The organism is Streptomyces sp. NPDC042002, from assembly GCF_055588305.1.
Map to the genome: position 1 here is coordinate 1 of NZ_JBVJCT010000032.1, position 19,806 is coordinate 19,806.

A 19,806-nucleotide genomic window follows, 5' to 3' on the forward strand; every position below is an offset into this window, starting at 1 on the left:
TCCCCCCCCCGACGGGCGTTTTTGCCTCCCCCCCCCCCCCCCCCCCCCCCCCCCCCCCCCCCCCCCCCCCCCCGGACCTGCGCGGATCGGCCGCCCGGGGCGTCGGCGAGGTGAGGCCCGCGTGCACTCGCGCCTCCTGAATTCCCCCACTTCCCCAGGGACAGTGGGGGAGGCACGACTGCTCACGGGCCGCGCGTACTCGTCCGGCACCCACGAGACGCCGGTGTCGCACGCGTCTCAGGCGACGGCCGCCCCGACCACCTCCGGAATCCGGAAGGGTTTGCCGCATCCTCCGCACACGATCGGCGCCTGCGCGAGGACCGACGGGACCACGCGCACATTGCGCCCGCAGTCACAGACGGCCTTGACGCGGACGCCTCCCCCGGAGGAGCCGTGGCGGGCGGCCGGCCCGCGGAACGAGCGGGCGGTGTCCGCGGACGTGGCGGCCGTGTGGGCCTTCAGCGCCCGCTGGAGCCGCTCGATGGTCGGGCGGTAGCGGCGCTTCGCCTCGGGGTTGAGCGTGACCAGCGAGAAGCCACTGCTGGGATGCGGCTCCTCGGGGTGGTCGAGGCCCAGCTCCTCGGCGATCGCGAGGAATCTGCGGTTGTGATACCGGCCGGCGCGCGAGGTGTCGCGGACTCCGCGGGCGGCGGCGATGCCGTGGACTGCTTCGTGAAGCAGTCGTTCGAAGGAGAGCTCGTGTCCGCAGGCGGACGACGATTCTCCGATCAGGGACTCTGGCGCGGCAAGATCGGGCAGTTCGGGGTGGTGCCGCTGAATGTCGGCCCACGCCCCTGCCAGCTCTGCGGCGAGAACAGGTGGTGTCGTGCTCACGTAATGAGAACGAGCGGAGGTGCCCCTGTGTTCCTATTCCGGGGCATCCCAAATAATTTGCACGTACCCGTCAGTTGCCACTGATGCGTCCTGACGAGGGCGGGTGCGCTGATCTGCGGAGAAGCATCACAGCTCATACCAAGGCGGTACGTAGGCACACGTACGCCCCGGCGCGTAGACGGAATCCGCACACCGGGGCACCTGTGGTCGGCGGATGCGCAAGAGGTGTTTCGGCCGCCCTCGCGTCCCACTCAGTAGGCGCGGGCGACGACGGCGACGTTACCGGGTGCGTCGTCGGCGTCCGGCACCGACCCGTCCTCGGCGACCAGACACCGTACGGTCACCGCGTGCTCGGCGAGCCGGGCCTCGCCCTCTTCGCCGAGGTCGGCCCAGGGAATGCGCGCCCAGCCGCCCGCGACGGCGGCCTCCACGGCCGCGTCGATCGTCGACACGTCCGACGTACGGGACTCGCGGCGCTCACGCGACTGCCGCAGGAGCAGCGCCTGGTCCTCTTCGAGGAGCGCGGGGAGCAGGGCCGCCAGTGCGTCGACGGCCACGGGCTCCTTGCCTCCGGGGATCCGGCGGACCAGCATCGCCGTGCCGTTCTCCAGGTCACGGGGGCCGACCTCGACGCGTACGGGGACGCCCTTGAGCTCCCAGTCGACGGCGCGGCGCCCGAAGGGGGTGTCCGTACGGTCGTCGACCTGGACCCTTGCACCCGCCGCCTTCAGCCGGTCGCCGATCTCGCGGACCTTGGCCAGAACCGCCTCGTCCCCCTTGATCGCGAGGACGACGACCTGTACCGGGGCGAGCCGGGGCGGCACCCGCAACCCACTGTCATCGCCGTGCGACATGATCAGGCCACCCACCATGCGGGTCGAGGACCCCCAGGAGGTCTGCCAGACGAGCTCCTGCTTCCCGGCCTTGGACAGGTACCGGGTGTTGAACGCCTTCGCGAAGTTCTGCCCCAGCTCGTGGCTGGTGCCCATCTGGAGCGCCTTGCCGTCGCCCATCATGGCTTCGAGCGTGAGGGTGTTGATGGCGCCCGCGAACCGCTCGCTCGCCGTCTTCCGGCCAAGGACGACATCGATGCCGAGGATGTCGGTCATGAAGTCGGCGTACACCTCCTTGTGGATGTGCGCCGCGTAGTCGCGGGCGTCCTCGTAGGTGGCGTGCGCGGTGTGGCCCTCCTGCCAGAGGAATTCGGTCGTCCGCAGGAACACCCGCGGGCGCATCTCCCAACGGACCACGTTCGCCCACTGGTTGATCAGCAGCGGCAGATCGCGGTAGCTCTGGACCCACTTGGAGAAGTACTCGTTGACGATCGTCTCGGAGGTGGGGCGGACGACGACCGGCTCCTCCAGCTCCTTGCCGCCGCCGTGCGTGACGACCGCGAGTTCGGGCGCGAAGCCCTCGACGTGCTCGGCCTCCCGGGTCAGGTACGACTGCGGGATGAACAGCGGGAAGTACGCGTTCTGGGCACCCGCTTCCTTGATGCGGGCGTCCATCTCCTGCTGCATCCGCTCCCACAGCCCGTACCCGTACGGCCGGATGACCATGGTGCCGCGCACCGGCCCGTTGTCGGCGAGCTCGGCCTTGTTGATCAAGTCCTGGTACCAGCGCGGGAAATCGTCCGCCTGGGGCGTGAGAACGGGTGCCTTTGCCATGCGGGTGATGGTACGGGCCCACGTTGCCGGTATGTGAATTCTCGCGCCCTTTGCGGCTGGGGCACAAACGGGGCCCCGCAAACCCTGGACGGCACGTCGAGCGGGGAGTTACCTGACATACGGGGGGAGTGCGGGCCTCGTGCGCGGGGGCGGAGGACAAGGGGGCCCGGCGGCAACTCTCGGCGGATTGGGGCACTTTCGATGACACCTACGCTCGTGCGGCAGCACCTTCCTCATGCGGGCCCATCGCCCCGCGCGGACCGGGGTGCACGCGCGCGTGACTGGGCCGAGATCCAGGAGCGGATGCTGGTACCGCTCCACGAGGCCGTCTACGAGCGACTCGAAGTGGGCGGCGGGACACGGCTGCTCGGGCTCGGCTGCGGGACGGGGCTCGCCCTGTTGACGGCGGCCTCCCGCGGCGCCGCCGTCACGGGTGTCGACTCCTCGTCACCCGAACGGCTGGCCCTCGCGAGAGAACGTCTGCTGCCGCAGGGACGGGACACGCGCCCGCGCGCCGAGACCAGGCTCGTCGCCGGCTCTCCCGGGGACGCGGCCGTCGCGGGAGGGTCGGCGTACAACCTGGTGACCGCGTTCGAGCCGATCGGCTGCGTGGCCGGCGACTCCGAAGGGCTCGCTTCGCTCCTCGCGGCGGCGGCGCCGCTGACCGACCGGGGAACGCCCGTGGTGCTGGTCGGGTGGGGGCCGCCGGAGCGGTGCAGCACCTCGGCCGTGCTGCGGGTCGCCACCAAGCTGGCCGATCCCCTGCGCGGCGCGGCGAGCTGGCGTGCCGCCCGCCGGGACGACCTGGAGGAGGTCGCCGAGCGGGCCGGGCTGCGGCCGGACGGCTCGGGCCGGGTGGCCTGCCCGTTCGGCTACGCCGATGTGGACAGCGCCGTGCGCGGGCTGCTCTCCACGGGCCTCTTCGACGCCGCGGTCGACGCCACCGATCAGGCCCAGGTCGACAAGGAAGTGGCCGAGGCGCTGCATCCTCATCTGCGGCGGGACGGAACGGTCTGGATGCCGAACGTGTTCCGGTATCTGATCGCCCGTACGGCCTGAGGACCCCCGCGGCGCGAGGACGGCATGCGGACACGGTACTGAAGACGGACCGCCGAAGACGGACCGCTGAGGACGCGCTGCTGAAGGCGGACTCTGGGGACGGACTGTTGAGGAGGGCCGCCTGAGGTCGGGCCGGGCGTTCACACCTCCTTCGCCGCCCGGGGCACCCCGGCGATCCGGTACGCCTCCGCCTCCTCCAGCGTCTCGTTCGCGAGGAGCGCCTCGGCCAGGGCGTCCAGTTGTCCTCGGTGGTCGCGGAGTTTCTGGCAGGCCTCCTCGTAGCACTCGTCGACGATGCGGCGCATCTCGTGGTCGATCGAGTCGAGGGTGCCCGGAGCCGCCGCGAGGCCGTAGGCCTGCTGGGCGTCGTTGGGCAGCGCGGACAGCCTGCCCACCCGTTCGCTCATGCCCCAGCGGGCCACCATGCCGCGGGCGAGGTTCGTGACCTGTTCCAGGTCGTTCTCCGAGCCCGTGGTGATGACGTCGTAGACGACGTGCTCGGCGGCCATGCCGCCGAGGGCGCCGATGATCCGGCCGCGCAGATACTCCTCGGTGTACGCGTACCGGTCCGCGTCCGGCGTCGAGAGGGTGACGCCGAGGGCTCGGCCGCGCGGGACGATGGTGATCTTGCGGACCGGGTCGGCGCCGGGCCGCAGCATCCCGAGGAGGGCGTGGCCGCTCTCGTGGTACGCGGTGCGGCGGCGTTCCTCGTAGGGCATGACCAGCGAGCGTTCGGCGCCGAGCTGGACCTTTTCGAGCGCTTCGGAGAGGTCGCCCTGTGTCACCTCGTCCTGCTTGCGCTTGACGGCCAGGAGGGCCGCCTCGTTCGCGAGGTTGGCGAGGTCGGCGCCGGTCATGCCCGGGGTCGACCGGGCCACCTGGGTCAGGTCCACGCCGGGGGCGAGCGGGATGTCGCGGGTGTGGATCTCCAGGATCGCCTCTCGGCCGCCGCGGTCGGGGGGCGAGACGTTGACGACGCGGTCGAAGCGGCCGGGGCGGGTGAGCGCCGGGTCCAGGATGTCCGCGCGGTTGGTGGCGGCGATGACGATGACGCCCTCCGAACCGGAGAAGCCGTCCATCTCGGTGAGGATCTGGTTCAGTGTCTGCTCGCGCTCGTCGTGACCGCCCATGGCGGAGCCGCCCGACCGCGACCGTCCGATGGTGTCGATCTCGTCGATGAAGATGATGGACGGGGCCACTTTGCGGGCCTCGGCGAACAGTTCACGCACGCGCGAGGCGCCGACGCCCACGATCATCTCGATGAACTCGGAGGCGGAGGCGGAGAAGAACGGGACCCCCGCCTCCCCCGCGACCGCCCGCGCGAGCAGGGTCTTTCCGGTGCCCGGCGGGCCCGCCAGCAGCACACCGCGCGGCATCTTCGCGCCCATCCTGCGGTACGCGTCGGGGTTCTTGAGGAAGTCCACGACATCGTTGAGCTCACCGGCGACCTCGTCGATGCCGGCCACGTCCGCGAACGTCGTGCGCTTGCCGCCGGGCACGAGTTCGACCGGCTTCGGAGGCGTCTTGCGGCCGAGCATGCCGCCGGCGCCGCCCATACCCGAGCCCATCCGCCGGGCGATGAAGATCCACAGGACGACGAGCAGGGCCATCGGGGCGAGCGAGATCAGCAGGTTGAAGAGGAAGCTGCGCTCCTGGACGACCGGCGAGGCGGTCACCGTGACGTCGTGCTTCTGCAGGTTCTCCCAGAGCTTGTCGTCCGCGAAGACCGGGCGCTGGGTCTTGAACTTGGTGTACTTCCCGTCGCCGTCGGGGTTCTCCTGGGAGTTCTTGAGCTGCCCCTGGATCGCGTCGCCCTTGGAGTAGATCTTGGAGACGTTGCCGTCGCCGACCTGCCTGCTGAACTCCGTGTACGAGATCGTCGGCTCGTTGCCCTGGTTGTAGAAGGACAGCACCAGGTTGGCGACCAGGAACACGATGAGCGCGGCCAGGGCCAGGCTCCACCAGCCGCCCGGCAGCTTTCGCCGGCCGCCCGACGGCGGGGTCGGCTCGGGCGGCGTGCCCTCGGTACGCCACGGCTGATCAGGTGCCTTGCGCGGCGGCACGGCATTGCTCATAAGGGGACGTTACGTCAGATGGTGGACACCGGCACCCGCACCCATGCCGCTGGGGGCGCCCCTCGCGGTGAGGGGCGCCCCCAGTGGGCGTCACGAAAGGCGCTCCCGTACGGGACGGGAGGTCAGCCCATGAACTTCTTGAACTCGTCCGGCAGCTCGAAGTCCTCCTGGGCGCCCTGCTGCGGGAGACCGAAGGCGTTGCCGCCCTGCGCGCCGGCCTCGCGGCGAGCGGCCTCCTCTTCCTCCTGGAGCTTGCGCTTCATCGGGTTGCCGGAGCGCTGCTTGCCCTTGGCCTGCTTCTGCTTCTTCTTGGCGCGGCCGGGGCCGCCGCCCATCCCCGGCATCCCGGGCATGCCCGGGATCCCGCCGCCCTGGGCCATGCGGGACATCATCTTGCGGGCCTCGAAGAAGCGCTCGACCAGGCCCTTGACCGCGCTGACCTCGACGCCGGAGCCCTTGGCGATACGGGCACGGCGCGAGCCGTTGATGATCGTCGGCTCCTGGCGCTCGGCCGGGGTCATCGACTTGATGATGGCGGCCGTACGGTCGACGTCGCGCTCGTCGAGGTTGTTGATCTGGTCCTTGATCTGGCCCATGCCCGGGAGCATGCCGAGCAGCTTGCTGATGCTGCCCATCTTCCTGACCTGCTCCATCTGGGACAGGAAGTCGTCCAGGGTGAAGTCCTGGCCCTTCTTGGACGCCAGCTTGGAGGCCATCTTCTCGGCCTCTTCTTGGCTGAACGTCTTCTCCGCCTGCTCGATCAGGGTGAGGAGGTCACCCATGTCGAGGATGCGGGAGGCCATCCGGTCCGGGTGGAAGGCGTCGAAGTCGTCGAGCTTCTCGCCGTTCGACGCGAACATGATCGGCTTGCCGGTGACCGAGGCGATCGACAGGGCCGCGCCACCGCGGGCGTCACCGTCGAGCTTGGAGAGCACCACGCCGTCGAAGCCGACGCCGTCGCGGAAGGACTCGGCCGTGTTGACCGCGTCCTGGCCGATCATCGCGTCGACGACGAAGAGGATCTCGTCGGGGCTGACGGCGTCGCGGATGTCCGCGGCCTGCCGCATCAGCTCCTGGTCGATACCGAGGCGGCCGGCGGTGTCCACGATCACGATGTCGTGGACCTTGGTCTTCGCGAACTCCATGGAGTCCTTGGCGACCTTGACCGGGTCGCCGACGCCGTTGCCCGGCTCGGGGGCGTAGACGGCGACACCCGCGCGCTGGGCGACGACGCTGAGCTGGTTCACCGCGTTCGGGCGCTGGAGGTCGGCGGCGACGAGGAGCGGGGAGTGGCCCTGGTCCTTGAGCCACTTGCCGAGCTTTCCGGCGAGCGTGGTCTTGCCCGCGCCCTGGAGACCCGCGAGCATGATCACGGTGGGCGGGTTCTTGGCGAACCGGAGGCGGCGCGTCTCACCACCGAGGATCGTGACGAGCTCGTCGTTCACGATCTTCAGGACCTGCTGGGCCGGGTTCAGGGCCTTGGAGACCTCGGAACCGAGGGCGCGTTCCTTGACGTTCTTGATGAACGTGCGGACGACCGGGAGGGCGACGTCCGCTTCGAGAAGCGCGATGCGGATTTCCCGGGCCGTGGCGTCGATGTCCGCCTCACTGAGGCGCCCCTTGCCGCGGAGGTTTTTGAACGTCGCGCTGAGGCGGTCGGAGAGGGTATCGAACACGGTGGCTTCGGTCCTCGGAGTCGGGGGCGTTTTGGGCTGCCCTCCAGGGTATCCGGCCCGGCAAGCGAATCGTCCCCGCCCGCCGCATTCGACGGGCGGGGACGGAAGCAGCGGAGCCCGGCGGCGGCGGGGAGCGGGGCTGGAAACTCTCCCGGACCGGCTTTCGCCGGCCGGATCACGCCCGCGGTGCGGGGATCGTCTGTCCGCTCACCGCGCAAAACGAGGGCGGGGTCACCCCCTCAGCATCTCCTCCAGGGCGCGCGCCAGTGAGGCCGCCTCCTCGCCCGGCAGCGGCGCGCCCTTGGTGCCCGTCACGTAGAAGGCGTCCACGGCGTTCGCGCCGAGGGTGGAGACGTGCATGCTCCGGACCCGGACGTGCGCGTCCTCCAGGGCCCGCCCGATGCGGTGCAGCAGGCCCGGGGCGTCGTGGGCGCGGACCTCGATGACCGTGGCGTGGCGCGAGGCGGCCGGGGCGACCGTCACACGGGGCGGCGGCGCGATCGTTCCGCGGCGGCGCGGGTAGGCGGCGTCGCGTTCGGCGAGGCGCGCGGTGATGTCGAGGGAGCCGTCGAGGGCGCGTACGAGGTCGGCGCGCAGGCGGGCGGCCTGGGGCAGGGAGCCGTACTCGGCGGCGACCCGCCAGTTGAGCAGCAGGACCGAGCCCTCGACCCCGTCGGGCAGGTCCAGGGCGCGCAGCTCGGCGGTGCGGACGGTCAGCCGGTGCATGGCGAGGACGCCGGCCACCGAGGGGAGCACGCCGGGCTGGTCCGGGACCGCGATGAGGAGTTCCACACCGAGCGGCTCCGGGTCCTCCGGGACGGTGGCGGGCTCGGCGTCGGTGTCGACCGGTTCCGTCTGCGCGCGCAGGGCCAGGACGGGCCCGCCCGTGCGGCAGGCCTCGATCGCGAGCCGTTCCTGCTCGGCGGTCGGCGCGGCGGCCTCGGGCTCCTCGGGGACGTCCCCGGCGAGGACGGCCGAGACCCGTTTGACCAGGTCGGCGACGAGGGAGCCGCGCCAGGAGGACCAGGCGGCGGGCCCGGTGGCCAGCGCGTCCGCCTCGGTGAGCGCGTGCAGCAGTTCCAGGGTGCCCTGTGATCCGACGGCCTCGGCGACCGAGCGGACGGTGGCCGGGTCCTCCAGGTCACGCCGGGTCGCGGTGTCGATCAGCAGCAGATGGTGGCGTACGAGGGTGGCGAGCACCGCCACCTCCGTACGGTCGAAGCCGATGCGGGCGGCCACGTCGCGGGCGATGATCTCGCCCGCCACGGAGTGGTCGCCGGGCCAGCCCTTGCCGATGTCGTGCAGCAGGGAGGCGACGAGGAGGAGGTCGGGTCGGCCGACGCGGCGGGTCAGTTCGGAGGCCCGGACGGCCGTCTCGATGAGGTGCCGGTCGACGGTCCAGATGTGCACGGCGTTGCGCTGCGGCCGGCAGCGCACCCGCTCCCAGTCGGGCAGCAGCCGGGTGATCAGCCCTTCCGCCTCCAGTGCCTCCCAGACCTCGATGGTCGGGCGGCCCGAGCCGAGCAGTGTGACGAGTTGTTGGCGGGCCTCGGCGGGCCAGGGTGTGGGGAGGGGGCGCGCGACGGCGGCCATGCGCCGTACGGCGTGCAGCGACAGGGGGAGATCGGCTTGCGCGGCCGCGGCGGCCGCGCGGAGCGGGAGCACGGGGTCGCGTTCGGGCCGCGCGGTGCGGGCGAGCCCGACCTCGCCGTCCTGTTCGACCACGCCCTCGGCGAGGGGGGACCGCTCGGCGGCCGGCTTGCCGCCGCCCAGCATGGCGCGCAGCCGCGGCCGTACGGCGCGCGACCGCAGGACGCGTCCCACCTCGCGCCAGGTGACGTCACTGGCGTACGACACGACGCGCGCGGCCTCGTAGACCTGGCGCAGCAGTGTGTCGGCGTCCAGCAGTCCGAGTTCGGCGGCGACCTGGTCCTGTTCCTGGAGGGCGAGGCGGTCGGTGGCGCGCCCGGTGGCGAGGTGCAGGGCGTCACGGACGTCCAGGAGTCTGCGGCGGGCGTCGGAGAGGCCCTCGCGGGGTGCGTCGGCGAGCCAGGACGCGGCGACGGCGCGCAGCGCGGTGGCGTCGCGCAGTCCGCCGCGGGCTTCCTTCAGGTCCGGTTCGAGGAGGTACTGGAGTTCGCCCTGGCGTTCCGCGCGCTCCGCGCACAGCTCCTGGAGTTCGGGCAGCCGTTTCGGCGCCTGGTTGCGCCAGTCGGCGAGGACGGCCGTACGCAATCCGGCGGTGAGGCCGAGGTCGCCCGCGAGGTGGCGGGCGTCGAGGAGACCGAGCTGGACCTTGAGGTCGTCGGCGGCGGTCTTGCGCGCCTCGGCCGGCGTACGGACCGAGTGGTCGAGGTCGAGGCCCAGGTCCCAGACGGGGTACCAGATGCGGTCGGCGAGGGCGGCGACGGCGCCGGAGTCACCGCCGTCGTGCAGGAGGAGCAGGTCGAGGTCGCTGCGGGGGGAGAGCTCACCGCGGCCGTAGCCGCCGACGGCGACGAGGGAGACTCCGCGCAGGCCCTCGGATCCGGCGGTGAACAGACCGGTCAGCCAGTCGTCCGTCAGTTCGGCGAGGGCGGCACGGCGCGGCGGCCCGGACCGCGCCCCCTCTTGGAGGAGGCGCAGCCGGGCCGCCGCATAGCCGCTGGGTCCCGAGTCCTCTGCTTCCACTCGCGTGTCCGTACTCGTCACCCAGCGACTCCTGTCTTTCCTCTGGCGGGCCGGTCCGGTCAGAGCGCGTCCGGGCCGCGCTCGCCGGTCCGGACCCGGACGGCCGTATCGACCGGGATGGACCACACCTTGCCGTCACCGATCTTGCCGGTTCGGGCCGCCTTCACGACGATGTCGATGAGCTGTTCGGCGTCGTCGTCCTCGACCAGCACCTCTATGCGGATCTTGGGGACGAGGTCGACGGTGTACTCGGCACCGCGGTAGACCTCGGTGTGTCCCCGCTGCCGACCGTAGCCGCTCGCTTCGGTGACCGTCAGTCCGTGAACCCCGAAGGCCTGCAGGGCCTCCTTGATCTCGTCGAGCCGGTGAGGCTTCACGACGGCGGTGATGAGCTTCATGCGTCCACCTTCTTGGCATCCGCGTCGGCCGGGACGGTCGCGGCGGTCCGTGCGGTGCCGCCGCCGGCACCGCTGAAGTCGTATGCGGTCTCGGCGTGCTGGGCCTGGTCGATGCCGGAGATCTCCTCGTCCTCGGTGACCCTCATGCCCATCGTCTTGTCGATGAGGAAGGCGAGGATGGCGGAGACGACCAGGGAGTAACCGAGGACGGCGAAGACCGCGGCGCACTGCTTCCAGAACTGGGTCAGGCCGCCGCCGTAGAAGAGGCCCTCGGCCGTGGACTGGCCCTTGCCGCTGGCGAAGAAGCCGATCAGCAGGGAGCCGATGACACCGCCGACGAGGTGGACACCGACGACGTCCAGGGAGTCGTCGTAGCCGAACCGGTACTTCAGGCCCACGGCCATGGCGCACAGGACACCGGCGATGGCGCCGACGGCGATCGCGCCGAGCGGGGAGACACAGCCACCGGACGGGGTGATGGCGACCAGACCGGCGACCGCGCCGGAGGCGGCGCCCAGCGTGGTGAACGCGCCGTGCCGGATCTTCTCGTAGATGAGCCAGGCCAGCATGGCGGCCGCGGTGGCGACCTGCGTGTTGACGAACATCAGCGCGCCGACGCCGTCGTCGTTGCCGAGCCACGAGCCGGCGTTGAATCCGAACCAGCCGAACCACAGCAGGCCGGAGCCGAGCATCACCAGCGGAAGGCTGTGCGGACGCATCGGGTCCTTCTTGAAACCGACGCGCTTACCGATGACCAGGATCACGCCGAGCGCCGCGGCGCCCGCGTTGATGTGGACCGCCGTACCACCGGCGAAGTCGATCACACCGAGGTCGAAGGCCCAGCCGCCCGTGCCCCACACCCAGTGGGCGACCGGGAAGTAGACGAGCGTGGCCCACAGTGTGATGAAGAGCGACCACGCCGTGAACTTCACGCGGTCGGCGAGAGCACCGCTTATCAGCGCGGGGGTGATGATGGCGAACATCATCTGGAAGACCATGAACACGAACACCGGGATGGTGTAGCCGGGCCAGAGCTGCGTCAGGCCGATGTCGCTCAGGCCGACCCAGTGCGAGTCCCAGCCGATGAACGATCCCTTGTCGGTGCCGAAGGCGAGAGAGAAGCCGTACAGCACCCACAGGATGGTGATGATCCCGATGCTGATGAAGCTCATCATCAGCATGTTGAGGGTGCTCTTGACGCGGACCATGCCTCCGTAGAAGAAGGCGAGTCCGGGCGTCATGATGAGCACCAGGGCGGAACAGATGAGCATGAACCCTGTGTTGGCGGCAGACAGCTTGGGTGCCTCTGCGGCAAGGGTGATGGCTGGTGCCATCGGCGTCTCCTCGTCGTTGGTACGGCCCCGTGCGGGCGAAGCCTGAGTGGTCGTGAGGGGTGGGCCGGTTATGCGCCATGAGATTGACGCAGCGCCGTTTCCGTGGAAGCCCCTCGATGTTTCGCACCAGTGACGAAGGCGCTCTGTGTGTTACGCATTCATGAACTGCCGGATTGCGGTCGAATCGATCGTTATCGTGACGCAATCTCCGGCGGCGCGCTCGCGGCCTCTTCGACGAGGACGGCGGCGACCATGGTGTGCGGCGTCCGCGCGGTGACCAGCCATGTCCGCGGGAGCTGGGCCGGCCGCGGCCGCATACAGCGGAACCGGCCACGGCTGGTCGTCCGATGACCTGGCATGGGGGAGCCGAGTCGGGCAGTTCGGGACGACCGGCCGCAGCCGGGGTACTGGGCGGGGCCGCCTGGGCGGCCGGGAATCAGACCGCCTCAGCGGTCTCGGGGAGGTCGACGGCCAGCTGGTCGGTGAGGTCGATGACCTCGGCGAGGTCCCCGAAGTCACGGACCGCGGTGTCGACCGTCTTTCGGATACGAGTGTTGACGCGCTCCGAGCGCACCTTCTTGCCGATCCTCAGCGCTTCCTTGGCCAGGACCGCACTCCGCTCGGGCTCACGCTGGAGAAGGTGCACGGTGGCCATGCCGATGAGGTTGAGTGCGTACGAACGCTGGTGCTCGGAATCCTTGCCGAAACGGTCGACCGCCTGCTGCATCAGAGGCTCGGCCATGGAGGCGTACGTGGGGCTGCGCCCGGCGACATAGGCGAGATCACGGTAGGAGTGCGAATTCTCGCCGTACAGCTCGGCCTTGGAGAAGAAGCGGATCCAGTCGGGGTCCGGGTCGTCCCACTCGTGCACGTCGGCGAAGGTGTCCTCGGCCATCCGGACGGCCCGCTTGCACTTTCCGGGCTGGCCCATGTTGGCGTAGGCGCGGGCCTCCATCGCATACAGCATCGACTGGGTGCGCGGGCTCGCGCAGTCGCGGCTGCCGTACTGCGCGAGGTGGACCAGCTCCAACGCGTCGTCGGGGCGCCCGAGATGGATCATCTGGCGGCTCATGCTGGAGAGGATGTACGAGCCGAGGGGCTTGTCGCCCGCCTCCTTCGAGGCGTGCAGGGCGAGCACGAAGTACTTCTGCGCGGTGGGCTGGAGACCCACGTCGTAGCTCATCCAGCCCGCCAGCTCGGCCAGTTCGGCCGCGACCTTGAACAGGCGCTTGCCGGTGGCGGCGGGCTGCGGCTCCTGGAGCAGGTCCGTCACCTCGTGGAGCTGGCCGACGACGGCCTTGCGGCGCAGTCCGCCGCCGCACTGGGCGTCCCACTGACGGAACATCACGGTGGTGGACTCCAGGAGGTCCAGCTCCGGCTGGGAGAGCCGGCCGCCGCGGCGCGTCGAGGCCGGGGGTTCGCTCTCCTCGTACGACGCCATGGGCGTGGGGACGAGCCAGCGCTGCATGGGCTCGATGAGGGCCGGGCCCGCGGAGAGCGCCAGCGAGCTGCCGAGGAAGCCGCGCCGCGCCAGCATCAGGTCGCTGCGCGAGTACTCACTGATCAGCGCGACGGTCTGGGGGCCCGTCCACGGGAGGTCGATGCCGGACACGGAGGGTGCCTGGTGGGCCGCGCGCAGACCGAGGTCCTCCACGGCGACGACACAGCCGAACCGCTCGGAGAACAGCTCCGACAGGATCCGCGGGATCGGCTCGCGCGGGTTCTCCCCGTCCAGCCAGCGACGCACCCGCGAGGTGTCCGTGGAGATGTGGTTGGCCCCCAACTGCCGGGCCCGGCGGTTCACTTGCCGCGCGAGCTCGCCCTTCGACCAGCCGCTGCGCACAAACCACGAGCCGAGCATGTCGTTGGGGCGCTTGTCAGCGTTCGTCCCGCCTCCGCCGTTGCCGCCCACTGGAACGCCCCCACTCCCCGAGACCACTTGCCGCCGCTCTGCGCCAAGCCCTATCAGAATGCCGGTAAATACCGCCGCGCGTCCGGTAGTTCTCACCCTTCGAACGGGAAACCGGCTTGCCCTTGGCATACCCACGAGTACAGACAACCCCAGGACTCGTGCACACAAAGTAATCCTACGATCACGGACTCAGCCATGGCGATCCATGAAACGCCACCATTCGCCACCCCTTCGAATGAACTCCGTTCACCATGGCCGCGATTCACTTGACACAGAACGCCAAGGGTGGGCGGAAAGGCGCACTCCAGGGCGCGCGGAGCCGAGCACACCACCCCGTGCACCGCAAGGCGCCGCCTGGATCGCGCGATACCGGGCAGTCAGGAACAGAGGGTGACAATCCGGTTCCTTCACGTAACCACCCGCGCATCGGACCCGTTGGAGGGGGCATGGGCTTCACGATCGGCAGTAGTCGGGCGATGCGCGACATCCGGACCGGCGCTCGTCGCCGCGGCCGCTCGTCGGAGGGCACGGCCGTCGCCGAGTTCACCGGACTGTGGGGATGGGACGTGGTCCCGGGCGCCCGAGCCGCCGCGGGGGCGTGCTCGTGCGGCAGGGGCGACTGCGCCGCGCCGGGCGCGCACCCCCTGGGCTTCGCCCCGACGATCCCGGCGGGCGCGACCCTGAACGAGGCGACCGGCATCTGGTCCGAGTTCCCGGGTGCCGCGGTGATGCTGCCGGTCGGCCGGGCGTTCGACGTGATCGAGGTGGCCGAGCCGGCGGGGCGCCGCGCGCTCGCCCGCCTGGAGCGCATGGGCCTGCCTCTCGGTCCGGTCACGGCAACGGCGGACGGCCGCGCCCACTTCTTCGTCTCCCCCGGCTCCGCCGCCGAGCTTCCCGAGCTGCTCTACCGGACGGGCTGGGACGACGCCACCCTCGACCTGCACGGCCTGGGCCCCGGTACGTTCATCACCGCCCCGCCCTCCGACCGCGCTGGACTCGGCCCGGTCCGCTGGCTGCGCTCCCCCGCCCTCGACTCCGCCACGAAGCCGCCCCCGGCCCGGCTGCTGCTGGGCACGCTGGCCTACGTGGCACACCGTTCGCGGGCCTGAGGCTCCGGCCCGAGCCTTCCCCCACAGGTCCGTCCGCCGTCGCCTCACCCCACGGGAGGCGACGGCCCACGCCGTCGACGGCAGCAGCCGCACAGGACGAAGCGCCCGTCCCCCGACAGTGTCGTGGGACGGGCGCTTCTTCGGGCACCTACGCGTTCGCGCGGGTGGTCACTCTCCGATAAGGGCGTCAACGAACGCCTCCGGCTCGAACGGCGCCAGGTCGTCCGCGCCCTCGCCGAGCCCCACCAGCTTGACCGGGACACCCAGCTCGCGCTGCACCGCGATGACGATGCCGCCCTTCGCCGTGCCGTCGAGCTTGGTCAGCACGATGCCGGTGATGTCCACGACCTCGGCGAACACGCGCGCCTGGACCAGACCGTTCTGGCCCGTGGTCGCGTCGAGGACGAGCAGCACCTCGTCGAGCGGGGCGTGCTTCTCGACGACGCGCTTGACCTTGCCGAGCTCGTCCATGAGACCGGTCTTGGTGTGGAGCCGGCCCGCGGTGTCGATGAGGACGACGTCCGCGCCCTCCGCGATGCCCTCCTTGACCGCGTCGAACGCGACCGAGGCGGGGTCGCCGCCCTCGGGACCGCGGACGGTGCGGGCGCCCACGCGCTCGCCCCAGGTCTGGAGCTGGTCGGCGGCCGCGGCGCGGAAGGTGTCGGCCGCGCCCAGCACGACGTTCTTGCCGTCGGCGACGAGCACCCGCGCGAGCTTGCCGGTGGTGGTGGTCTTGCCGGTGCCGTTGACGCCGACGACCATCACGATGCCCGGGGTGTCGAGGTTCGAGTCGGTCCTGACCGTGCGGTCGAACTCCGGGACGAGCAGCGTGAGCAGCTCCTCGCGCAGCAGGGCGCGCAGTTCGACCGGCGTCCGGGTGCCGAGCACCTTCACACGCTCGCGCAGCCGCTCGACCAGTTCCTGGGTGGGCTGCACACCGACGTCGGCGACGAGCAGCGTGTCCTCGATCTCCTCCCAGGTCTCCTCGTCGAGGTGCTCGCGCGAGAGCAGCGTGAGCAGCCCCTTGCCGAGCGCGTTCTGCGAGCGGGAGAGCCGGGTGCGCAGGCGCACCAGGCGGCCGGCGGTCGGTTCCGGGATCTCGATCTCGATCTCGGGGGCGACCGGAGGTTCCTCGACGACGACCGACGGGACGGCCGAGCCGTCGGGGAGATCCACCTCCTCTATCGTGCGGCGCGGTTCGTCGCGTGGCGCCTCGGCCTCGTCGCCGACGTGCGGTTCGGCCGGTGGGGCGGTGATGTCCGGGGCGGCGGGGGGCGGCGGGGGCAGCTGCTTCCGCTTGCGACTGCCGACGACGAGCCCGCCGAGCGCGCCGATCACCACCACGGCGATGACTACAGCAAGGATGATGGTTTCCATAACGAACCCAGTATCAGTCATCCCTTGCGCGGGAGGCTTTTCCCCCCACGCAGGGGAACTCTTGTAGTTTTGTACGAACACTTGGAGCTCCGGCGTGGACCCGGGCACCCCCGGCGCAGCTCCGGGAGCGTGCGGTCCGCGCCGGTGGGCACGGGCCACGCCCAGCCCCCTCCGGGCCCGTCGATCCGACCGGCGCTCCGGCCCGGCCCCGACGTCCGCCGCTATGGAAACCTGACGCACCGTCAGCTACCGTCCCCCTCCACACACGAAGGGGGGCTCCCCATGCCCGTAACGGTCGTGCGCTTCAACCTCGTCGAACCCGGCGCCACCCCCGCCTCGCTCGGCGCCCGCTACCGGGCGGCCGTCGAGATGGCCGCATACGCCGACGACCATGGGATCACCACGGTGCAGACCGAGGAGCACCACGGCGTCGCCAACAACTGGCTGCCCTCGCCGTTCGCTTTCGCGGGCGCGGTCTTCGGGGCGACCCGGCGTCTCGCGGTGACCGTCTCGGCGGTCATCGGCCCGCTGCACGACCCGCTGCGTCTCGCCGAGGACATCGCCGTACTCGACCTGCTCAGCGGCGGGCGCCTGGTGACCGTGGCCGGCATCGGCTACCGGCCCGAGGAGTACGCGCTCTTCGACGTCGACTGGAAGCGGCGCGGCGAGCTCCAGGACGAGCTGCTGGAGACGGTGCTGAAGGCGTGGACCGGCGAGGAGTTCACCTACCGGGGCCGCACGGTACGGGTCACCCCGCGTCCGTTCTCGGATCCGCACCCCCTGCTGCTGGTGGGCGGTTCCTCCAGGGCGGCGGCCCGGCGCGCCGCCCGGCTCGGGCTGCCCTTCTTCCCGAGCGCCCACCTGCCCGAGCTGGAGGCCTACTACAAGGAGCGGCTCATCGAGTACGGCACCGAGGGCTGGACCATGATGCCCGGCGCCGAGACGCCGCTGCTGCACATCGCCGAGGACCCGGACCGGGCCTGGGCCGCGTACGGCTCCCACTTCCTGCACGAGGCGCGGACGTACGCCTCCTGGCAGTCCGGCGACATCCGCTCGGCGGTGAAGTCGGCGGCCACGACGGTCGAGGAGCTGCGTGCCGAGGGCGTCTACCGCATCCTCACGCCCGACCAGTGCGTGGCGCTGGGCCTCGACAGCCTCGTACTGCATCCGCTGTCCGGCGGGATGCCCGTGGACGAGGGCTGGCGCGGTCTGCGGCTGTTCTGCGAAAGCGTGCTGCCCCGGCTCGACCGACCTGACGGTCCGAGCCGGGGCAGCACGCCCTCTTGACGAGTACGAGGAGAGGGGCAGCGGGGACTTGGCCCTTCTCCCCGAGTTCCGGGGAGTCACCGGGGCTCGCGAGGAGCCGCCGGTGACGCGGGCGGCTAGCCCATCTCCTCCAGGGTCTTGCCCTTCGTCTCCTTGACGAACAAGAGCACGAAGGGGATGGAGAGCACGGCGAAGCACGTGTAGATCACGTAGGTGCCGGAGAGGTTCCAGTCGGCCAGCGACGGGAAGCTCGCGGTGATGGCCCAGTTGGCGATCCACTGCGCGGAGGCGGCGACACCGAGCGCGGCGGCGCGGATGTGGTTCGGGAACATCTCGCCGAGGAAGACCCAGACCACGACACCCCAGGAGAGGGCGAAGAAGAGGACGAAGACGTGGGCGGCGATCAGGGCGACCCAGCCCTGGGTGTCCGGCAGCTTGCCGTCGACCAGGTCGTAGGAGAAGGCCCAGGCCTCCGCGCCGAGACCGATGGCCATACCCACGGAGCCGATGAGGGCGAGCGGCTTACGGCCGATGCGGTCCACGAAGATCATGGCGATCACGGTGCCGATGATGTTGATGATCGACGTGGTGAACGAGTAGAAGAACGAGTCCGTCGGGTCGACGCCGACCGACTGCCACAGCGTCGCGGAGTAGTAGAACGCGATGTTGATGCCGACGAACTGCTGGAAGACCGAGAGACCGATACCGACCCAGACGATCCGCTTGAAGAAGACGGCACCGCCGAGCAGGTCCTTGAAGGTCGACTTGTGCTCGCGCTTCATGGCGTGCTCGATCTCGGCGACGCGGGCGTCCAGGTCGATCTTGTCGCCCTCAACCTCCTTGAGCACCTCACGGGCACGGTCCCTGCGGCCGACCTCGAGCAGGAAGCGCGGCGACTCGGGGATGGCGAAGGAGAGCAGACCGTAGACGACGGCCGGGATGACCATGACGCCGAGCATGACCTGCCAGGCTTCCACGCCCAGGAGCTTGCCCCGCTGTTCGCCGCCGGCGGCGTTCAGGATGGCGTAGTTGACGAGCTGCGAGATGGCGATGCCGATGACGATCGCGGCCTGCTGGAACGAGCCGAGCCGCCCGCGGTACGCGGCCGGGGAGACCTCGGCGATGTAGGCGGGGCCGATGACGGAGGCCATGCCGATGGCGAATCCGCCGACGATGCGCCAGAAGGCGAGGTCCCACAGCGCGAAGGGCAGCGCCGAGCCGACGGCGCTGATGGTGAAGAGCGTCGCGGAGATCTGCATGCAGCGGATGCGGCCGATGCGGTCGGCCATGCGGCCGGCGGTCGCGGCGCCGATGGCGCAGCCGATCAGGGCGATGGCGATGACCTGGGCCAGGGCCGCGGAGCCGATGTCGTAGCGGCTGCGGATGGCCTCGACGGCGCCGTTGATCACGGCACTGTCGTAGCCGAACAGGAAGCCGCCCATCGCGGCCGCCGCCGCGATGAAGATGACGTGCCCGAGATGTTCGGGGTGAGCCAACTTGGCTTCTGACTTAGGTGCCTGCGATGCGCTGGTCACGTAAAACTCCTCGGGCCACCGGCCTCGCTGCCGGGGGTGGGGGGCGAAACCCTTCGCTGGTGGTACCAGTGGCGCACATGTTCACGCGGGCCACCACCTGAAGGTAAAAGCAACGTCGGAGAGAATATGCCTTCAAGTTTCGAAGTCAAACTTGGAGAGATGTGAACTTCTGCGTCAGATGTGACGTAGTTGTATTCAAGACTTGAACATCTGACATCCGAATGGCCCACCAAAAGCCACCTTGCGCACCGCGTCGCACGGTCACTGACCCGGGTCGAGACGGCGGAATCCGCGGCGAGTCGGCTCACTCGGGGCCGACCGCTCGGGCGATCGGGCCCGTCGGGATCTCCGGCTCGGGCGGCGGCGGCGAGGGCCGTCGCGGCGCACGGACCCTGAACGGAGCGCCCGGGTGTGACACGCGGAACACCCGCGGAACACCGCGGACACGCCCGCGAGGGTGCGCTCGCGGGCGTGCCGGTGCCGCCGTGTTTCGCGTTGCCCGCAGCGGCCCGAGCGGCGAGGATCCGGTCATGCCGCCCACGACGGTCGTCAACCTCAAGGGTCACCGCGACGATCCGGCGTACGCCGATGTGGTGTACGTCGGCCGCGCCATGCACCGGGGCGGCTGGCACCTGGCCGGTTCCCCGCTGGCGAGCCCGTTCCGGCCCGGCCACGACGGCACCCGGGAGGAGGTCGTCGAGATGTACCGCGCCTATCTGCCGGCGCGTCCGGAGCTGCTGGCCCGGCTCCCCGCCCTGCGCGGCCACCGGCTCGGCTGCTGGTGCGTCCCCGAGCTCTGCCACGCGGAGGTGCTCGCCGAACTCGCCGACGAGGGCGCGGGCGCGGACCTTCCGGAGCCGGACGGACCGTAGACCTGGCCCTCCCGGCATCGGG

Annotated in this window: 14 protein-coding genes; 4 read left to right on the forward strand and 10 right to left on the reverse strand. The window is 70.7% G+C overall.

The window, feature by feature from the left end:
• Positions 1-237 precede the first annotated feature (237 nt).
• Both ACZ6KY_RS32410 and proS read right to left on the reverse strand, forming a co-directional pair.
• Positions 238-834, reverse strand: a complete 597-nt coding sequence (locus ACZ6KY_RS32410) for a hypothetical protein (protein ID WP_467759497.1) — start codon at positions 832-834, stop codon at positions 238-240.
• Positions 835-1,085: 251 nt separating this feature from the next.
• Positions 1,086-2,501 (reverse strand): proline--tRNA ligase, encoded by a 1,416-nt coding sequence (gene proS, locus ACZ6KY_RS32415; protein WP_469313833.1) that lies wholly within the window; start codon positions 2,499-2,501, stop codon positions 1,086-1,088.
• A 201-nt stretch (positions 2,502-2,702) separates the two neighbouring features.
• On the opposite strand from proS, the gene ACZ6KY_RS32420 reads away from it, so the two are divergent.
• Entirely contained in the window at positions 2,703-3,560 is an 858-nt protein-coding gene (locus ACZ6KY_RS32420) for an SAM-dependent methyltransferase (RefSeq protein WP_469313834.1), read from the forward strand.
• Between the two features lie 140 nt (positions 3,561-3,700).
• On the opposite strand, the gene ftsH is transcribed toward ACZ6KY_RS32420, so the two are convergent.
• From ftsH to nsdA, 6 genes are all read right to left on the reverse strand, one after another.
• Positions 3,701-5,635: an ATP-dependent zinc metalloprotease FtsH gene (ftsH, locus tag ACZ6KY_RS32425; RefSeq protein WP_469313835.1), complete on the reverse strand. Its 1,935-nt coding sequence runs from the start codon at positions 5,633-5,635 to the stop codon at positions 3,701-3,703.
• A gap of 122 nt (positions 5,636-5,757) precedes the next feature.
• On the reverse strand, positions 5,758-7,311 hold the full coding sequence (gene ffh, locus ACZ6KY_RS32430) for a signal recognition particle protein (protein WP_469313836.1): 1,554 nt from the start codon (positions 7,309-7,311) through the stop codon (positions 5,758-5,760).
• 231 nt (positions 7,312-7,542) lie between these two features.
• Positions 7,543-10,002 (reverse strand): [protein-PII] uridylyltransferase, encoded by a 2,460-nt coding sequence (locus ACZ6KY_RS32435; RefSeq protein WP_469313837.1) that lies wholly within the window; start codon positions 10,000-10,002, stop codon positions 7,543-7,545.
• 38 nt (positions 10,003-10,040) lie between these two features.
• On the reverse strand, positions 10,041-10,379 hold the full coding sequence (locus ACZ6KY_RS32440; RefSeq protein WP_261708276.1) for a P-II family nitrogen regulator: 339 nt from the start codon (positions 10,377-10,379) through the stop codon (positions 10,041-10,043).
• Positions 10,376-11,713 carry an ammonium transporter gene (locus ACZ6KY_RS32445; protein WP_469313838.1) on the reverse strand — a complete coding sequence of 446 codons (1,338 nt, stop codon included), beginning with the start codon at positions 11,711-11,713 and terminating at the stop codon, positions 10,376-10,378. The genes ACZ6KY_RS32440 and ACZ6KY_RS32445 overlap by 4 nt, the downstream gene beginning before the upstream one ends.
• 436 nt (positions 11,714-12,149) lie before the next feature.
• The gene (gene nsdA / locus ACZ6KY_RS32450; protein WP_469313839.1) at positions 12,150-13,625 is read right to left on the reverse strand and encodes a transcriptional repressor NsdA; all 1,476 of its coding nucleotides are present in this window, start codon (positions 13,623-13,625) and stop codon (positions 12,150-12,152) included.
• 446 nt (positions 13,626-14,071) lie between these two features.
• On the opposite strand from nsdA, the gene ACZ6KY_RS32455 reads away from it, so the two are divergent.
• Positions 14,072-14,734, forward strand: a complete 663-nt coding sequence (locus ACZ6KY_RS32455) for a bifunctional DNA primase/polymerase (protein ID WP_469313840.1) — start codon at positions 14,072-14,074, stop codon at positions 14,732-14,734.
• Between the two features lie 168 nt (positions 14,735-14,902).
• Here ACZ6KY_RS32455 and ftsY read toward each other — a convergent pair whose 3' ends face one another.
• A complete protein-coding gene (ftsY, locus tag ACZ6KY_RS32460) occupies positions 14,903-16,111 on the reverse strand; it encodes a signal recognition particle-docking protein FtsY (RefSeq protein WP_469313841.1) in 1,209 nt (402 codons plus the stop codon).
• A 282-nt stretch (positions 16,112-16,393) separates the two neighbouring features.
• Between ftsY and ACZ6KY_RS32465 the strand changes: the two genes are divergently transcribed.
• A complete protein-coding gene (locus ACZ6KY_RS32465; protein ID WP_469313842.1) occupies positions 16,394-17,398 on the forward strand; it encodes an LLM class flavin-dependent oxidoreductase in 1,005 nt (334 codons plus the stop codon).
• Between the two features lie 95 nt (positions 17,399-17,493).
• Here ACZ6KY_RS32465 and ACZ6KY_RS32470 read toward each other — a convergent pair whose 3' ends face one another.
• Positions 17,494-18,912 (reverse strand): sugar porter family MFS transporter, encoded by a 1,419-nt coding sequence (locus ACZ6KY_RS32470; protein WP_469313843.1) that lies wholly within the window; start codon positions 18,910-18,912, stop codon positions 17,494-17,496.
• Between the two features lie 530 nt (positions 18,913-19,442).
• Between ACZ6KY_RS32470 and ACZ6KY_RS32475 the strand changes: the two genes are divergently transcribed.
• On the forward strand, positions 19,443-19,784 hold the full coding sequence (locus ACZ6KY_RS32475; RefSeq protein ID WP_469313844.1) for a DUF4326 domain-containing protein: 342 nt from the start codon (positions 19,443-19,445) through the stop codon (positions 19,782-19,784).
• Positions 19,785-19,806 lie beyond the last annotated feature (22 nt).